8 protein-coding genes are annotated in these 16,470 nt (G+C 33.1%); 1 reads left to right on the plus strand and 7 read right to left on the minus strand.

The window, feature by feature from the left end; translation table 11 throughout:
- The first annotated feature begins 15 nt into the window (after positions 1-15).
- On the plus strand, positions 16-8,319 hold the full coding sequence (locus GYM73_RS00850; protein ID WP_220233836.1) for a T9SS type B sorting domain-containing protein: 8,304 nt from the start codon (positions 16-18) through the stop codon (positions 8,317-8,319).
- 107 nt (positions 8,320-8,426) lie between these two features.
- Here GYM73_RS00850 and GYM73_RS00855 read toward each other — a convergent pair whose 3' ends face one another.
- From GYM73_RS00855 to GYM73_RS00885, 7 genes are read right to left on the minus strand one after another with little or no spacing between them, the layout of a single operon-like run.
- Positions 8,427-8,873, minus strand: coding sequence for a GatB/YqeY domain-containing protein (locus GYM73_RS00855; protein WP_166005295.1), 447 nt, complete (start codon positions 8,871-8,873; stop codon positions 8,427-8,429).
- A 22-nt stretch (positions 8,874-8,895) separates the two neighbouring features.
- Entirely contained in the window at positions 8,896-10,722 is a 1,827-nt protein-coding gene (gene ftsZ, locus GYM73_RS00860; RefSeq protein WP_220233837.1) for a cell division protein FtsZ, read from the minus strand.
- A 14-nt stretch (positions 10,723-10,736) separates the two neighbouring features.
- Positions 10,737-12,113, minus strand: coding sequence for a cell division protein FtsA (gene ftsA, locus GYM73_RS00865; RefSeq protein WP_220233838.1), 1,377 nt, complete (start codon positions 12,111-12,113; stop codon positions 10,737-10,739).
- Between the two features lie 2 nt (positions 12,114-12,115).
- Positions 12,116-12,784 (minus strand): cell division protein FtsQ/DivIB, encoded by a 669-nt coding sequence (locus GYM73_RS00870; protein ID WP_220233839.1) that lies wholly within the window; start codon positions 12,782-12,784, stop codon positions 12,116-12,118.
- Between the two features lie 43 nt (positions 12,785-12,827).
- Positions 12,828-14,189 (minus strand): UDP-N-acetylmuramate--L-alanine ligase, encoded by a 1,362-nt coding sequence (gene murC, locus GYM73_RS00875; RefSeq protein WP_220233840.1) that lies wholly within the window; start codon positions 14,187-14,189, stop codon positions 12,828-12,830.
- A gap of 3 nt (positions 14,190-14,192) precedes the next feature.
- The gene (gene murG / locus GYM73_RS00880) at positions 14,193-15,293 is read right to left on the minus strand and encodes an undecaprenyldiphospho-muramoylpentapeptide beta-N-acetylglucosaminyltransferase (protein WP_220233841.1); all 1,101 of its coding nucleotides are present in this window, start codon (positions 15,291-15,293) and stop codon (positions 14,193-14,195) included.
- Positions 15,280-16,470: an FtsW/RodA/SpoVE family cell cycle protein gene (locus GYM73_RS00885; protein ID WP_160568100.1), complete on the minus strand. Its 1,191-nt coding sequence runs from the start codon at positions 16,468-16,470 to the stop codon at positions 15,280-15,282. Before GYM73_RS00885 ends, murG begins: the two co-directional genes overlap by 14 nt.

The following is a 16,470-nucleotide window of genomic DNA, read 5'->3' on the forward strand; positions in this document are numbered from 1 at the left end:
AAATAAAATTAAAAAATGAAAAACCTTTATTCGTTCGTTATTTTAATATTTTTTATTGGTAAAATTTTTTCACAGGATTTTAAAGAACCCAAGATCTCGATCAAAGATCATAATGGAAATTCAGATACTGTGTATGTTGACTGTGATTATAAGTTTTTTAGAAATAAAAACATTAAACTAAGTGTAGATTATCCTATAATCAAACAAACCAATAAATATGAAGTTTCTTCCATTCAATATCCTTCAAATGTAGATTTTACCAAGGGTACTCCGGTATCAACCGGTAACTCCAATGGTAAAAACGATGATGTTTTTGGTAACGATATCATCGATATAGGTTTTAATTTTTGCTTTTATGGAAAAAGTTATAATCAGATTATTGTCAGTGATAATGGGGTAGTCAGCTTTGACCTGTCGCAAAAAAATAAAGAATGTCCGTATATTATTTCAGGTAATAATCCAAATTCCGGATTACCCAAAAATTCAATATTTGGTGTTTATCACGACATGAATAATACCACGCCGAGCAAGGTAAAAGTTGCTTATGAAGGGAAAGCTCCCTATAGAAAATTCATTATTAATTTTGATAATTTAAAACAGTACGGACCGGATCGGATTTATTCATCTTCACAAATTGTTTTGTATGAAACTTTTAATATCATTGATATATATGTTGGAAATAAAAGTAAAAACCCCCATACCACTAAAGATAAAAACGCTTTAATAGGGATCATCAATTCCAATGGATACATTGGAGTTTCTCCCCCGGGAAGAAATAGGGGAGATTGGGAAGCAAAAAAAGAAGCATGGAGATTTACTCCGAATGGAAATACGGATATTTCCGTTACTTGGTATGAAGGAAATTCTTCAAGTCCAAGTAATTGGGGGGATACTTGGGTAGTCACTCCTACTTCAAACACTTACTTTAGAGCAAAGGTTACTTATAATGGATGTAATGGTTTTTCACTTACGGATACCTTACAGGTGAAGTTTAGCAAAGAATTTCCTACGGCAGTAAAACAATCACCCCCACCTTTTTGTATTAATAATGGAGAAAGTTATACAGTTGATTTAACCTCATATCAACAACTGATAAACCCGGATCCAAATTTAAAATTTACCTATTACAGGTATAAGAATTTAACTAATCAGATTTCAGATGAAGAAGCAAAATCCTTTACTTTTTCTGATGATATGACGATCTATGTAAAAGTATTGAAAAGCGGAGTTTGTTTTGTTTCTACAGAGATAAATCTTAAATTAAATAAGAGGCCTGATTTAAAAAATAATCAGCAATTCATTGTTTGCGATGAAGGAAATGACGATATAGAGAATGTGAACCTGAATAATTTTAATTACGGAATAAATAAACGGACTACAGAGTATATAATACTGGATGATCAGATGAGAGAATTGCCCGATGTTGTTATACGTAATTACCCTATTGATTTATCAGGAACTGACGAAGATAGTGTAAAGTTTTACCTTAAAGCATGGAATAAATCCATTAGGGATAAGTCGTGTTATACCTTAATCGCATTTACTGTAAAATTGGTGAAAAAATTAGAGTTAGAAGAGTATTTAGCTGAAATTTGCGATGTTAGGGAAGGGCAATCCGTGATGTTGGATCTAACCAAATATAACTCTAACTTACTAACAAATTCACCGATCAATCCTTCCCATACTACCGTAAAATGGAAATACTATAAAGATTCCTATTACAGCAACGAAATTGTAAATCCGGATAATTGTATGTTGAGATTAAATAACACTATTTATATCAAAGCGACTCATCCGGATTTTTGTGGAGAAGTAAAAACAAAATTGATTTTAAAAGCCATCGGAGATTGTAGCGGCGGTGGCGGCGGCGGTGGCGGTGGCGGTATCGGAAATGGATTGCCATATCCAACTATATGTGATGCCAATGATACAGAAGAAGTAAATTTGGAATCGTATCTTCCTAACTTTTTGTCCGGTACTTCATTAACTCCACAAGATATTGAGATTGAAGGTTTTTATAAAGATTTGGCATGTACGGATAAACTTAAATTAAAGGATTCATCACCCGGCTATATCTATAGTGTAGAGGCACCGGCTAAATCTACTATTTATTTAAAATATAAGATTAAAAAAAGCGGAATTATAGCAGTAAGCTCAATAACTATCTTCGTATCTAAAAATCAAACATTATATAAGAGGGAATTTGATATATGCGACACATACAATGATCGTGTCGAGAAAATATACTTAAAAGATTACGAAGATTTACTTAAAGATCTTTATACTTATTCATATTCTCATCCATCCTTTGGAAATGATTCAGATGATAAAATTGTATTTTTTGACAATCAGCACGATCGGGATATGTATTTGGCAGATCCTAAACATGAAAAAGGAATGATTAAAAAGAGTTTTGATCTAACTTCGGCTGAAAATCCAAAAATAATATATCCTGCAGTCCGATATAATCGATGCAGCTATGCTTATGATTTGAAATTCAATTTGATAACAATTGAAGAAAAAGTATTGGGTCCCCATACTATTTGTGATTTTAATGATGATGGAATTGAGGTTGTTAATATATTAGAATTTATAAAAGGTTCTAAAAAGACAGATCCAAACAAGCTGGAAGAACTTCTAACTCAAGATCAGTTATCAAGTTTAAAAACTCCTATAAAAGATATAAAAAATTTAAGGTATTATAAAACCAATAAAGAAGCTCACGATGGGGGTAAAGCAACGATTACAAATCCTGCTAAATTTCAAATTGGACAAGGAATTTTTTCGGCATTTGTCAAATTAGAATTTAAAAACCAATGTCCCATTATTGTAGAGATTAAATTTAATTTAGTGCCCTCCGTACAATTGCCGGAATATACAGACTTAGAGGTTTGTGACATAGGGGATGATTATAAAGAAGAAGTAGATTTGTCTAAAATCATACTTGATTCAAAAGGGACAACCATTCAATTTTATCGTTTGATATACGATGCGGAATATGAAATAGATGCTCCCGGTGAATTGTTAGGAACGTATACGGATAGCAATACTCCAATTAAGTATCTGGTAAATACGACAACAAATATTACCAATAATGAGATATGCATGAGAGTGGAGGATCCGGTAACCAAGTGTTTTAAGATTATTCGAGTTACAATAAACTTAATTCCTGTACCGACAGTTAGTAATCCAAACATCTATATATGTGATTTTGGAAATAACGGCACAGAAAAGATCAATTCATCAAATTTATACCAACTGGTAACGGCCCCACTTATATCCAATAATTCAAAGTTGACGAATCAAATGGATTATGAATATTATGTAACAGAAAATGATGCAAAAAATGGCACTAATCCGGTAAGTGAATTTGATGTAACCAACTCCACAAAAATTTGGGTGAAGATTAAAACCAAAGATTGCTCGGATTATTTTATGTTAAATTTTTCATTAATTGAATCTCCCGTTTTAAAGCAAAATGTAAGTGTTACCATATGCAATAATAATACGAAAAATGATCAAGACAGCATCTATGAAACTATTTGGTTGGAAAATTATAACAGCCTTTTTCTTGATTCCAACATAGATAGTAATGACTTTGAATTTATTTATTTTACTAGAGAGGATGATGCACTAAAAAATCAAAATCGTATTTGGGGGAGTGCTTCGGTTACCCGATTTCCAACCACTTTTTGGGTTAGAGTAAGAAATATAAAAAGTAACTGTTTTTCAATTGCCCCTATAGAAGTTAAAGCATATCCTGAATTAGAGGTAAATCATTTTGCTACCTTATTATGTAATGAAGAAAAAAAGGTAAAAGTTAACTTAAAGGAATATCCATCTCAAATGATTGGAAGTTCATATACACTGAGTGATTTTACTGTTTCCTATCATGCAAGTAAGTACAACGCAATTTATGGGATAGATATACCTGAGGCAAATTTAGAAGAATATGAAGTTTCAGGAGGAGATGAAGTTTGGGTTAAGTTTATTTACCATAAAACAGGGTGTTTAATTATCCGTAAAGTAGAATTTTTAATTTCTTTAGTTCCTAAAGCCAATGTACACTTTATAGATATTTGTGATGAAACCGATGGAAACATAGACGGCAAGTATGTAATCAGCAATTTAGATGATTACAAAACTAATATTATTACCGGAGAATCTCTGTCCTTTATCAATTCGGAATATGATTTTACTTACTATAGAACGAAACAAGATGCAGAAGAACATAAGAATGAGGTATCGCCTGTAAACTTTACCATCAAACATAATGAATTTACCAATGTTCCTCCTGACAATCCCTTTTATACAATATATGTCAGAATAGATAAAAAAGATAAAACTTGTCCGACCATTACCGCTATTTCGGTAAATGTAAATCCAAGCCTACCGCTGGATAAACAGGAAGTTGAAATAATAGGATGTATGGATGGCCAGGATAAATCCTTCGTTGACCTTACTTCTGTTTCCAACCGGATTAGCAGTTCTTCCGATGTTCAATTTGAATATTATAAAGATGAAAATCAAGCACGAAAAGGAGAGATCAGTAATGCTGTTGCAAATCCAAATGCTTACCAAACCGGAGTGATAACTACAGATGGATTTTATAAATTTGATGAGGTATTTGTCAGAGTAAAGGATAGCAAAGGAATTCAATGCGATAGTATAGCAAAGATTAAAATAAAAGTATATCCTTATATAAAAGTAGAAAATCAATCCGTTGAAATTTGCGAATACGAACCGGACGCTACAAAATCAAAAATTAATCTTTGGGAGTTATCCCGGTCAATGCTTGAATCAAATAGCATTCCTGATCCAACGCGTTTAAATAGAATGTTCAATTCTTTACGAATTATCTACCAAGACAGTAAAGGAGTAGAGATTGGCAGAGTAGAAGACACATCAGGGCCAATACCTAATACTTTAACCGATTACGAACCCCCTGTAGGAGAAAACAAAGTAGAAATAAAAGTTAAATTCGAAAACAAAGAGAATGGATGTGGAAATGAAGGAAAAATAATAATCACCCAAAAAGAAACGCCACGCCCCAATAAGGTAACCTATACCCTGTGTGATGAAGACTTAGACGGAGAGTATAATGACGTATTACTAAAAGATTTAGATAACCTGGTAATTACCCCGTCAGCGAAACAAGAAATTACGTATTACCGCACTCAGTCCGAAGCCTTAGCAGTAAATGATCCGACGATAATTCCGATAGACAAACAAACGTACTTTACTGTGGACTTCCTGAACCCTTTATACGTACGAGTACTGAATCAAGAGAGCGGTTGTATAGGCATAAATGAAGTATGGTTTAAGAAAAATTCCAACCATGTACCAATCCCGAAAGAAGTACGCTTATCAATAAAATGCGATGATTCCCAAGATGATTCAAAAGAAATATTTAATCTACACGAATCAGAACAATTACTGGGCAATTATCCGACAAGCAGTTATCGTTATTACAGAAATGAATCAGATGCCAAAGAAGCCTTTAAAAATGAAGCGAAAGGGATTTATACACACCTGACCGAACCTGAAATAAGTAACTATACCAATAGAGAATTATATAAAGAAGGATTATACCTAGTAGATGAAATCTATGTAAGAGTAAAAGACGAAGAAGGCAACTATTGTGATGAAGTATCGAAAGTAAAACTCTACGTATATCCATATTTAAAAGTAGCAAAAGACGAACCGATCATTTGTGAATACGAACCACAAGGCAGTAAAACCCGAGTAGATTTATGGAGTTCGATATATCCAATGTTGTCATCCAATGGAGAAGAAGCAAGAATAAAGAGCTTCTTACAAGATATGCGAGTAATTTTCCAAGACAGCAAAGGAGTAGAGATTGGCAGAGTAGAAGACACATCAGGACCAATACCTAATACTTTAACCGATTACGAACCCCCTGTAGGAGAAAACAAAGTAGAAATAAAAGTTAAATTTGAAAACAAAGAGAATGGATGTGGAAATGAAGGAACAATAACAATTACCCAAAAAGAAACGCCACGTCCCAATAAGGTAACCTATACCCTGTGTGATGAAGACTTAGACGGAGAGTATAATGACGTATTACTAAAAGATTTAGATAATCTGGTAATTACCCCGTCAGCGAAACAAGAAATTACGTATTACCGCACTCAGTCCGAAGCCTTGGCAGTAAATGATCCGACGATAATTCCGATAGACAAACAAACGTACTTTACTGTGGACTTCCTGAATCCGTTATACGTACGAGTACTGAACCAAGAAAGCGGTTGTATAGGCATAAACGAAGTATGGTTTAAGAAAAATTCCAACCATGTACCAATCCCGAAAGAAGTACGCTTATCAATAAAATGCGATGATTCCCAAGATGATTCAAAAGAAATATTTAATTTACATGAATCAGAACAATTACTGGGCAATTATCCGACAAGCAATTATCGTTATTACAGAAATGAATCAGATGCCAAAGAAGCCTTTAAAAATGAAGCAAAAGGGATTTATACACATCTGACCGAACCGGAAATAAGTAACTATACCAATAGAGAACTATATAAAGAAGGATTATACCTAGTAGATGAAATCTATGTAAGAGTAAAAGACGAAGAAGGCAACTATTGTGATGAAGTATCGAAAGTAAAACTCTACGTATATCCATATTTAAAAGTAGCAAAAGACGAACCGATCATCTGTGAATACGAACCGCAAGGCAGTAAAACCCGAGTAGATTTATGGAGTTCGATTTATCCAATGTTGTCATCCAATGGAGAAGAAGCAAGAATAAAAAGCTTCTTACAAGATATGCGAGTAATTTTCCAAGACAGCAAAGGAGTGGAGATTGGCAGAGTAGAAGACACATCAGGGCAAATACCTAATACTTTAACCGATTACGAACCCCCTGTAGGAGAAAACAAAGTAGAAATAAAAGTCCTATTCGAAAACAAAGAGAACGGCTGTGGAAATGAAGGAACAATAATAATCACTCAAAAAGAAACCCCACGTCCACAACTGATACCTCAATTTGTATGTGATGGAGACAATAATGGAAAATATGATGACCTGTTACTCAAAGACCTTGATCCTAAAATTAAAGATAAATCAGGACATAATTATTTAGATCAACGCGTATATGAAATAACCTATCATGAAGGATATAAAAAAGCATTGAACGGAACAGGGGTATTAGATAAAAACAAATATTTTAATTTATCCGATTCAATTTATTGTAGAATTAAAAATATTCAAACCGAATGTATCGGCATTACAAAAATAGAATTTGAAACCAATGATCCTGTAGAACTTAATGATGCTACCCTATATGCTTGTGATGGAGATCAAGACGGATACGCGTATTTTCAACTTCCGTTAGTTGAACATTTATTTAAAAATCAACCCAATTCAACAATTCGTTTTTATAGAACCGAAAAGGATGCAAATAATGCCTTGAAAGATGAAGCAATGGGTAAACCTTCAAAACAAATACAAGAACCCGAATTATCTAACTATAAAAGTAATAAAGGATATGTATATGTTCGTGTGGATAATATAGATGATGATTTTTGTCCATCGGTAGCAAAAGTAGAGTTGATTCCTTATATTTCTCCAACGCCTCCTAATGAAATAGTTTATATCTGTCCAAGATATGCTGCAACACTAGACGCAGGAGATGATGGATACGATCAAATCCGATGGTATTTCAAAGGAAAATTAGTTGGGACCGGTCAATATCTGGAAAATGTTAGAGACATAGGTATTTATACGGTTGAACATACTAAAATTTTAAATTATAATATCAGCTGTACTACTACGCATCAAATAGAAGTTAAATTATTGGAAGAACCGATTATTGTTGAATTACAGCAAGGAAAAGATTATATAACCGTAATAGCAAATGGACCGGCTCCGTTGGAATATTCCATCGATAAGATAAATTGGCAAAGAAGTAACACATTTACTAATTTAAAACAAGGAATTTATACATTCTATGTACGTTCTGTTGCCAATTCTTGTGATGCTATAACATCCAAAGGAATAATTTTCGGAATTAATAATGTGATAACTCCCAACGGAGATAATTATAACGATGCATGGAGAGTATGCGGATTAGATTTGTTTAAAGGCGAAAATTCTCAAGTTAAAATCTTTGACCGATACGGTAAACAAGTTTTTGAAGAAACCTCTAATACATGTTTTGTATGGGACGGAAAACACTTAGGCAGAAATCTGCCGACATCTTCCTATTGGTACATAATTACTATTGCCGACGGGAGAGAATTTACCGGTTGGATTATGTTAAGGAATTACAATGAATCAGATCGATAAACAGTTTGCTTATAAACAATACAAAATAGAAAAGACATTCATTTACGAATGTCTTTTTTAATTTAAAAAAGCCGACTGATAGCATCGGCTTACATACAAAAGATAAATTAGGACAACAACTTCCTAACAGTTTCTGATATTGTTTTTCCTTCGGATTTTCCTTGTAATTTTTTTGAAGCTATGCCCATAACTTTTCCCAGATCTTTAATATCTTGAGCACCGGTTTCGGCTATAATCTCTCGAAGTTCTTTTTCTAATTCTTCAGGAGTAAGTTGTGCCGGAAGGAATTGCTCAATGACTTTTGCTTGTGCTAATTCATTTTCAGCCAATTCATTCCTGTTATTAGCTAAAAATTGTTCATAAGCCTCTTTTCTTTGCTTAACCAATCTTTGTAATAAAGCAATTTCCTGGTCCGGAGAAATATCTTCCGTCTTACCATCCGTTTTAAGTAATAATAATTGAGATTTAATAGCTCGTAATGATTCCAATGCTACTTTATCTTTATCTTTCATGGCGATTTTCATCGCATCCATTATTTTAGTTTCTAAGCTCATAATTATTTGTTTTAGTTAGGGACTAATCAACATTATCATGGAAAAAATTATTCGGTCGGATTTGAACTTCATTAGAATTTTTGTTAAAGTACATATCCGAACTTTTATTAGAATCTATATTTTCATCTAAATTAATGCCTTGTCTTTTATAAGCCGGAACTTTTTCTACTTCATCAACATTTTGTTTAGATAATCCTTGAAATTTGCTGTTCAGTTTTTTCAATCGTTCTCTTCTTTCTTGGATTTTTTTCTCCATAAGCTCATTCAAGGATTCTGAAGAATAATTTTTATCTTCAGAAACGGTTTGATCTTCTGTGAAAATTTCCTTTTTTTCTTCAGAAAGCTGAAACTTTTTATTATAAGAACTAAATTCTTCGGTTTCTGTTTGAAAATTTACTTTTTGAGTAAAATCCTCAGCTTCATCTAAAGTGAATATAGTCGATTGGTTTACAGGGTTGTCGGGAAGTTTATCTTCTTTGATTTCCTTAAATGTATTTTCTGTATTAGAAAATAAAGTTGTTTCATTACTTTGGGGAGGATATACATCCTTTTTAATAATATTTATTTCCTCATCAATGGGAAAAGAGGGAACAATCGGATCTTTTCTGTTAGAGATTCCAAAAGTGGTTACCTCTTCTTCATCTTCTAGAGTTATTATTTTTTGAATCGTTTTTTCTTCGTTTTTTTCCTGAATATAATTTCCTTTATTAATTGAAGAAATTATTTGTGGTTCATCAGATCTATTGTCTTTTTGACTATTGAAATTTGCAGCTTTTGCATTTCCTAAATTCAAGGGATTAGAAGTTGGAAAATCATCAGTTAATGTGTGTACAATTTTCTCTTTTTCTTTACCGCTGTTTCTTTCATCGTCCACAGGAAAACCGGTTGCAATGACAGTTACTCTGATACTATCTCCTAAACTTTCATCCTCACCGATACCCATAATAATATTTGTACTATTACCGGCTTCAGATTGAATATAATCATTAATGATACCTATTTCATCTACTGTTATCTCATCATCGCCGGATACGATTAACAATAATACATTCTTAGCTCCCGTAATTTTATTATCATTAAGCAAAGGAGAGTCCAAGGCTGCCATGATAGCATCCTGGGCTTTGTTAGGTCCGGAAGAAACAGCAGATCCCATGATGGCAGTTCCGCTATCTGCCAGAACGGTTTTAGCATCACGTAAATCTATATTGATGGAGTAATTTTTGGTAATAACTTCAGCAATTCCTTTAGCAGCTGTGCTTAGCACCTCATTGGATTTTGAGAATCCGGATTTATAACCCAAGTTTCCATACAATTCTCTCAACTTATCGTTTTTTACGACAATTAAAGAGTCAACGTTTTTCCTGATTTTTTCAAGACCTTTTTCTGCTTGTTCCAATCGCGATTTACCTTCAAAAGAAAAAGGAATAGTGACAATACCAACAGTTAGAATACCCATTTCTTTTGCAATACCCGAAATAATAGGCGCTGCTCCTGTACCGGTTCCTCCTCCCATTCCTGCGGTAATGAAAACCATTTTAGTTTGATCACCTAAAGCATTTTTAATGTCATCTATACTCTCTAGAGCAGCCTGTTCTCCGATTTCAGGATTGGCTCCGGCTCCTAAACCTTCCGTAATGGTATTTCCCAACTGAATTTTATTTGGGATAGGATTATTGATTAATGCCTGTGCATCCGTATTGCAAATTATAAAATCTACTCCTGTAATGCCTTGATCATACATATAACCAACAGCATTATTTCCTCCACCTCCGACACCAATTACCTTGATGGCTGAAGTTTTATTTTTGGGCAGCTCAAAAAATAGCTTATTGTTCTCTGTATTATCCATTGTATTCTATCTGTTTATTCTGTATCATTAATATATTTAATAAATTTTTCTTGAAAAGAAGCGAATATAGATTTTTTCTTTTCTTTACTTTTTTTCTTTTCTTCTTTCAAAGTTTTTTGCTCAATATTTAGGGTAGTTGTATTAGAATTTTCAGTCGGAATATCTGAAGAAATTTCAGGTTTCTTTATATTTTTAGTTTCCTGTTGAATTTTATTTTTCTTTAGTTCAAGATTATTGAGCCCTGTCATTAATAATCCTATGGCAGTAGCATATTCAGGACTGGCTAATTCTTCAGGCTGTCCTCCGGCTAAATGTTCATTACAATAACCAATGCGAACATCCATACCTGTGGTATATTCTGTTAATTGCCTTAAATGCTTTAACTTAGAGCCTCCTCCCGTCATTACGATTCCTGCAATCAACTTTTTCTTTTGCTCCTCACATCCGTAATTTTTTAATTCTAAATAAGCTAAGGAAATAATTTCTTCAACCCTTGCATGTATAATTTGAGATAATTTCTTAACGGTAATTTCTTTGGGTTCTCTTCCGTGCAATCCGGGTATACTGATAACTTCAATCTCTTTATTTTCAGATGGCCAGGCAGAACCATATTTAACTTTTAAAATTTCTGCTTGTCTTTCAATAATTGAACAACCTGATTTGATATCATCAGTAATCACATTTCCACCGAAAGGTATTACCGCTGTATGACGAATTATATTATCTTTAAAAACGGCAATATCGGTTGTACCTCCTCCTACATCGATCAAAGCAACTCCGGCTTCTTTTTCTTCCTGACTCAAAACCGCATCCGAAGAGGCAAGGGGTTCCAATGTTATACCTACTAAATTTAACCCTGCTTCTTTAACACATCTGGCAATATTTCTAATTAAAGAAATTTGACCAACTACAACATGAAAATTAGCTTCCAATCTGCTACCGTGGAAACCTCTCGGTTCAATAATTTCAGATTGAGAATCAACCTTGTATTCTTGAGGAAGAACATGTATAATTTCTTCTCCCGGAAGCATGACTAGTTTATGTACTTGTTCTTTTAACTTTTCAATATCCGTATCGTCAATAACATCTTCAAAGTTAGGTCTGGAAATATAATCGCTGTGTTGAAGACTTCTAATATGTTGTCCTGCAATTCCAACAGTAACATCGGTAATTTTGTAATTTGCTGCTTTTTCAGCCTCAGAAATTGCTTTTTTTATTGAATCAATAGTCTGAGTAATATTATTTACTACACCCCGATGAACGCCTAAACTTTTAGCTCTTCCCATTCCCAGAATAACCAATTTTCCATGTTCATTCCTTTGCCCAACTATAGCAACAATCTTTGTTGTGCCTATATCCAAACCTACTGCAATATTGTTGTTGTTGTCCATATTTATCTCTTTGTTGCAACTATTTGATTGTCATATTTTAAACTTATTTTCTTATAAACGCCAAAACCTACATAATCTAGATATTGTTTGTAAAATTCTTTTAGATTTGTAAGTTTCTGATGATTGTTTTTAAGATCACCATATTCTATATATACTCCGGCTACATTTAAAAGTAAATTATAACTATTTTTTTTGTCTTTATCAATGCTTATAATGTGATTTTTTAATATCTTATCTTCACTTATTAATTGAGATAATTTCACTAATTTCTTATATTCCTCTGCTTTAATATCACCACTTACAAGTAAACATGGCAATGAAAAGTTTTGGGACAAAGGAAATTTCGTACCGTATTGATCCAAATAAAATTCATCATTAGGAGTCTTAATTCGAACAATTGGAATTTTTTGACTCACATGTATATTTAGGGAACCATTTAAGTCTATATAAACATTACTGTTTGAAATAAACGGTATAGTATCCAAATTTTCTTCGGTTTTTGAAATATCAATATCTTTTATTTTACTTGCTTTCTTTTCATTTTTTGATGATCGATTGACAATGTCATAAACCATGGCATTGGTAATAAAATGTATATAATCAGCATTATCAATTAGAATACTGACGTTATCTATACTTTTATCGTTATGTCTTCGGACTGCAAAGTTCATCAAAAATCCTAGTACTATTAGTAATAAAAAAATTTTAATAAATCTATATTTTAATTTCATTAAGCCAATTTATAATGGGATCATATAAGGTATCAATATTACCGGCTCCTATGGTTAAGAGCACATCAAAATCTTTTGTCTTAATACTTTTTAAAACATTATCAATCGAGCATATTTCCTTGTCATCAAGTTGTATTTTATCCGCCAACCATTCCGAAGTTATTCCTTCAATGGGAGTTTCTCTGGCCGGGTAGATGTCCAATAAAATAAGCGTATCTGTTTTGCTGAGACTTTTAGCAAAATCCTCTGCAAAGTCAGCGGTTCTGGAATATAAGTGAGGTTGAAATACTGTCAGCAATTTTTTGGTAGGATACAAATTTCTAATTGTATCAATTACAGCATTGATTTCAGTTGGATGATGGGCATAATCATCGATGTAAATTTTATTATTTTCAAATATATGTTTATTAAATCTTCGTAAAACCCCTTTAAAATCAATTAAAGCCTTACGTAGTATATCGGCTTCAATACCCAGTTGTAAGCTGATTGCTAAAGCGGCTATTGCATTTTCAACATTGTGTTTTCCGGGTATGGGTACAATAAAATCTTTTATAATTTGATGAGGCGTTACTAAATCAAAATGGAATTGCCCATTGATTATCTGTATATTTTCAGCATAATAATCTGCCTTTTCATAAGCTGAATAAGTAAGGTGTTTTGCATTGATGGGTAACCCTTTTTTAACTATTAAAAATCCGTTTTCGGGAATTAAGTCCGCAAATTGATTAAAAGATTCAATAATATTTTCATGATTTCCATAAATATCCAAGTGATCTGAATCTGTAGATGTTATAGCTGCCATGTTTGGAGAAAGAGACAAGAAGGACCGATCAAATTCATCAGCTTCAACAATGGAAATTTTAGACCCATTGTAAATGAAGTTAGAATTATAATTGGCAGAAATACCGCCTAAAAAAGCAGTAGCAGGTAAATTTGCATACTTACAAATATGTCCTAATAAGGTTGAAGTTGTCGTCTTTCCATGAGTTCCTGCAATAGCTAAACACAAAGTACTTTTAGTGATTTCACCTAAAACTAGGGATCGTTTGAAAAGTGTAAATCCTTTTTCAATAAAATAGTGTTTAATTTTTAAATTTTCAGGTATAGCAGGTGTATAAATCACTACCGTATCCTCTTTGGAAATATTTTTTGGAAGTAATGAAATCGTATCCTCATAAATAATAGATATATTTTCCTTTTCCAGGTTATGAGTCAGTTTAGTAGGAGTCTTATCATATCCATACACTGTTGCATTGGAAAATTTGAAATAACGAGCCAAAGCACTCATTCCTATTCCTCCAATTCCTATAAAGTAATAATTTTTATATGTATGAATATCTTTCATAGACTAGTAAATTTTCAATTCATTTAATATATGAGTTACAATTTCTTCAGTTGCATTGGGCTTAGCCAATTTAACAATATTTTCAGATAATAGTTCTCTTTCTTTTTTATCGTTACAAAGATTTTGTATCTCGCTTAATAATTTTTGAGAAACCTCTGAATCCTTTACCATTTTTGCAGCGTTTGCGTTAACTAATTGCCGGGCATTTTTAGTTTGATGATCTTCTGCGGCAAAGGGGAAAGGTATTAGTATTGTTGGCTTTCCGGCTAAGGTTAATTCCGAAATGGCTATTGCTCCGGCTCTAGATATAATGATATCAGCGGCAGCGTAAGCAACGGACATATCTTTTATAAACTCAAAAATAAATATATTGTTGTGTTTTAAGTTGTTATTGGCTTTAATGTCAGAATAATCCAATTTTCCGGTTTGCCATATGATTTGAATATTGGTATCAGCAATTATCTTGGAATTTTCTTTCCAAAAATTATTGATAGTTCTCGAGCCTAAAGACCCTCCTATAGATAAAATTGCCAATTTCGATGGATCGAGTCCTAATTCTTTTTTGGCTTGTTCTTGAGTTATAGTTCCAAATAAAGATTTCCTAACAGGATTTCCCGTAACATATAAGCTATCTTTTGGGAAATAGTTTTCCATGCCTTCATAAGCAACAAAAATTCCTTTGGCTTTAGTTCCAAGTTTTCTATTGGTAATACCGGGAAACGAATTTTGTTCCTGTATAAAAGTGGGAATGTTTGCTTGAGCCGCAACATATAAAGCAGGCCCGGATGCATATCCGCCGGTACCTATCGCTGCATTTGGTTGGAAAGATTTAATAATTTTCCGTGATTTTACCAGGCTCGAAATAACCTTAAAAGGAAATTTAAAATTAGATAGCATGGACGATCGTGAAATTCCTGAGATCCATAATCCTTCAATAGCATAACCGGCTTGAGGTACTTTTTCCATTTCCATTTTATTTTCCGAACCAATAAACAGAAATTCTGCATTAGGAATACGATGTTTTATTTCATCTGCAATGGCAATTGCAGGAAAAATATGTCCACCGGTTCCACCTCCGCTTATTATAAATCTAGGCGATCTCATAATTTATATCTCCTTTATTATTTTCTTTAACTGTGTTTTCATTTGAAACAATATCACGACTTACACTAATAATAATCCCTAAAGCCATATAAGTTACCCACATGGAAGTTCCTCCGTAACTTAATATGGGTAGAGGCTGTCCGGTAACCGGAATTAAATTAACGGCTACAGCCATATTGGAAAATGCCTGAAATATAACCGGTAGACCAATACCCACCACTAATAAAGTACCGAATATATTTTCCACCTTAGTGGCTATAACAATGATTCTCCAGAGTATAAGTAAATAAAGGAAAAAACATAAAAACACACCTGCATAACCGTATTCCTCTACTATAATAGCAAATATAAAATCCGAAGAAGATTGAGGTAAAGATTGCTTAAAAGCGCTTTTTCCCGGTCCTCTGGGTATAATACCGCCCTGAACTATAGCTGCTTTAGCTTGTTGTACCTGGTAACTTTCTTCTCCATCTTCTCCAGCAAAGTTTTCAATTCTGCTCTTCCAAGTATGTACCCTGTGGCCGGGAAACATATCCGGATATTCCAACACGATTGTTATAAAAAGAATAGCCACAATTATACCAACCCCGATAATTGAAAGTAATATTTTGATAGGATATCCCCCGATAAACAATAAAGCTAAAACCATCAAAAATATTAAAATTCCCGTTGATCCGTTTGCAGGAAATATAAGTCCGACTACCATAAAAATAGGTAGTAAAATGGGTACAAAACTATTATTGAAAGTTATTTCTTTATCTTTATTTCTATCAAGATATCGGGCAACATATATATTTAATACTAATGCCGCAAAAACAGAGGTTTGAAAGGCAAACGGAACCCCCGGAAGTTTCAACCAACGAGAAGCATTCGCTCCATCAATACTTTTTCCTTGCATTAAAGTAAGTATCAATAAAAAAATAACTACCGGTAATAATAATTTGGAAAATCCGCCAAAATATTTATAATCAATTTTTTGAAAAATAAAAACAATACCTATTCCGACTATGATAAACCCGGCATGTTTGGCAAAATGTCCCAAAACAGATCCTTGTCCGACTACATATTGCAAATTCGAACTGGCAGAATATACGGGTAAGAAGGAAGCTAACGAAATCAATAATATCGCTGCCCAAAGAGTTATATCTCCCTTAAAGTATTGTTTTAATTTTCTCAT

Origin of the sequence: Apibacter sp. ESL0432 (assembly GCF_019469225.1) — a bacterium.
Lineage (GTDB): Bacteria > Bacteroidota > Bacteroidia > Flavobacteriales > Weeksellaceae > Apibacter.

What these genes read in the sequence shown, in the direction of transcription:
- GYM73_RS00850 (WP_220233836.1), top strand. Translation starts at nt 16, where the DNA reads ATGAAAAACCTTTATTCGTTCGTTATTTTAATATTTTTTATTGGTAAA.
- ftsA (WP_220233838.1), bottom strand. Translation starts at nt 12,113, where the DNA reads ATGGACAACAACAACAATATTGCAGTAGGTTTGGATATAGGCACAACA.
- GYM73_RS00885 (WP_160568100.1), bottom strand. Translation starts at nt 16,470, where the DNA reads ATGAGAAAATTAAAACAATACTTTAAGGGAGATATAACTCTTTGGGCA.
- GYM73_RS00870 (WP_220233839.1), bottom strand. Translation starts at nt 12,784, where the DNA reads ATGAACTTTGCAGTCCGAAGACATAACGATAAAAGTATAGATAACGTC.
- murC (WP_220233840.1), bottom strand. Translation starts at nt 14,189, where the DNA reads ATGAAAGATATTCATACATATAAAAATTATTACTTTATAGGAATTGGA.
- GYM73_RS00855 (WP_166005295.1), bottom strand. Translation starts at nt 8,873, where the DNA reads ATGAGCTTAGAAACTAAAATAATGGATGCGATGAAAATCGCCATGAAA.
- ftsZ (WP_220233837.1), bottom strand. Translation starts at nt 10,722, where the DNA reads ATGGATAATACAGAGAACAATAAGCTATTTTTTGAGCTGCCCAAAAAT.
- murG (WP_220233841.1), bottom strand. Translation starts at nt 15,293, where the DNA reads ATGAGATCGCCTAGATTTATAATAAGCGGAGGTGGAACCGGTGGACAT.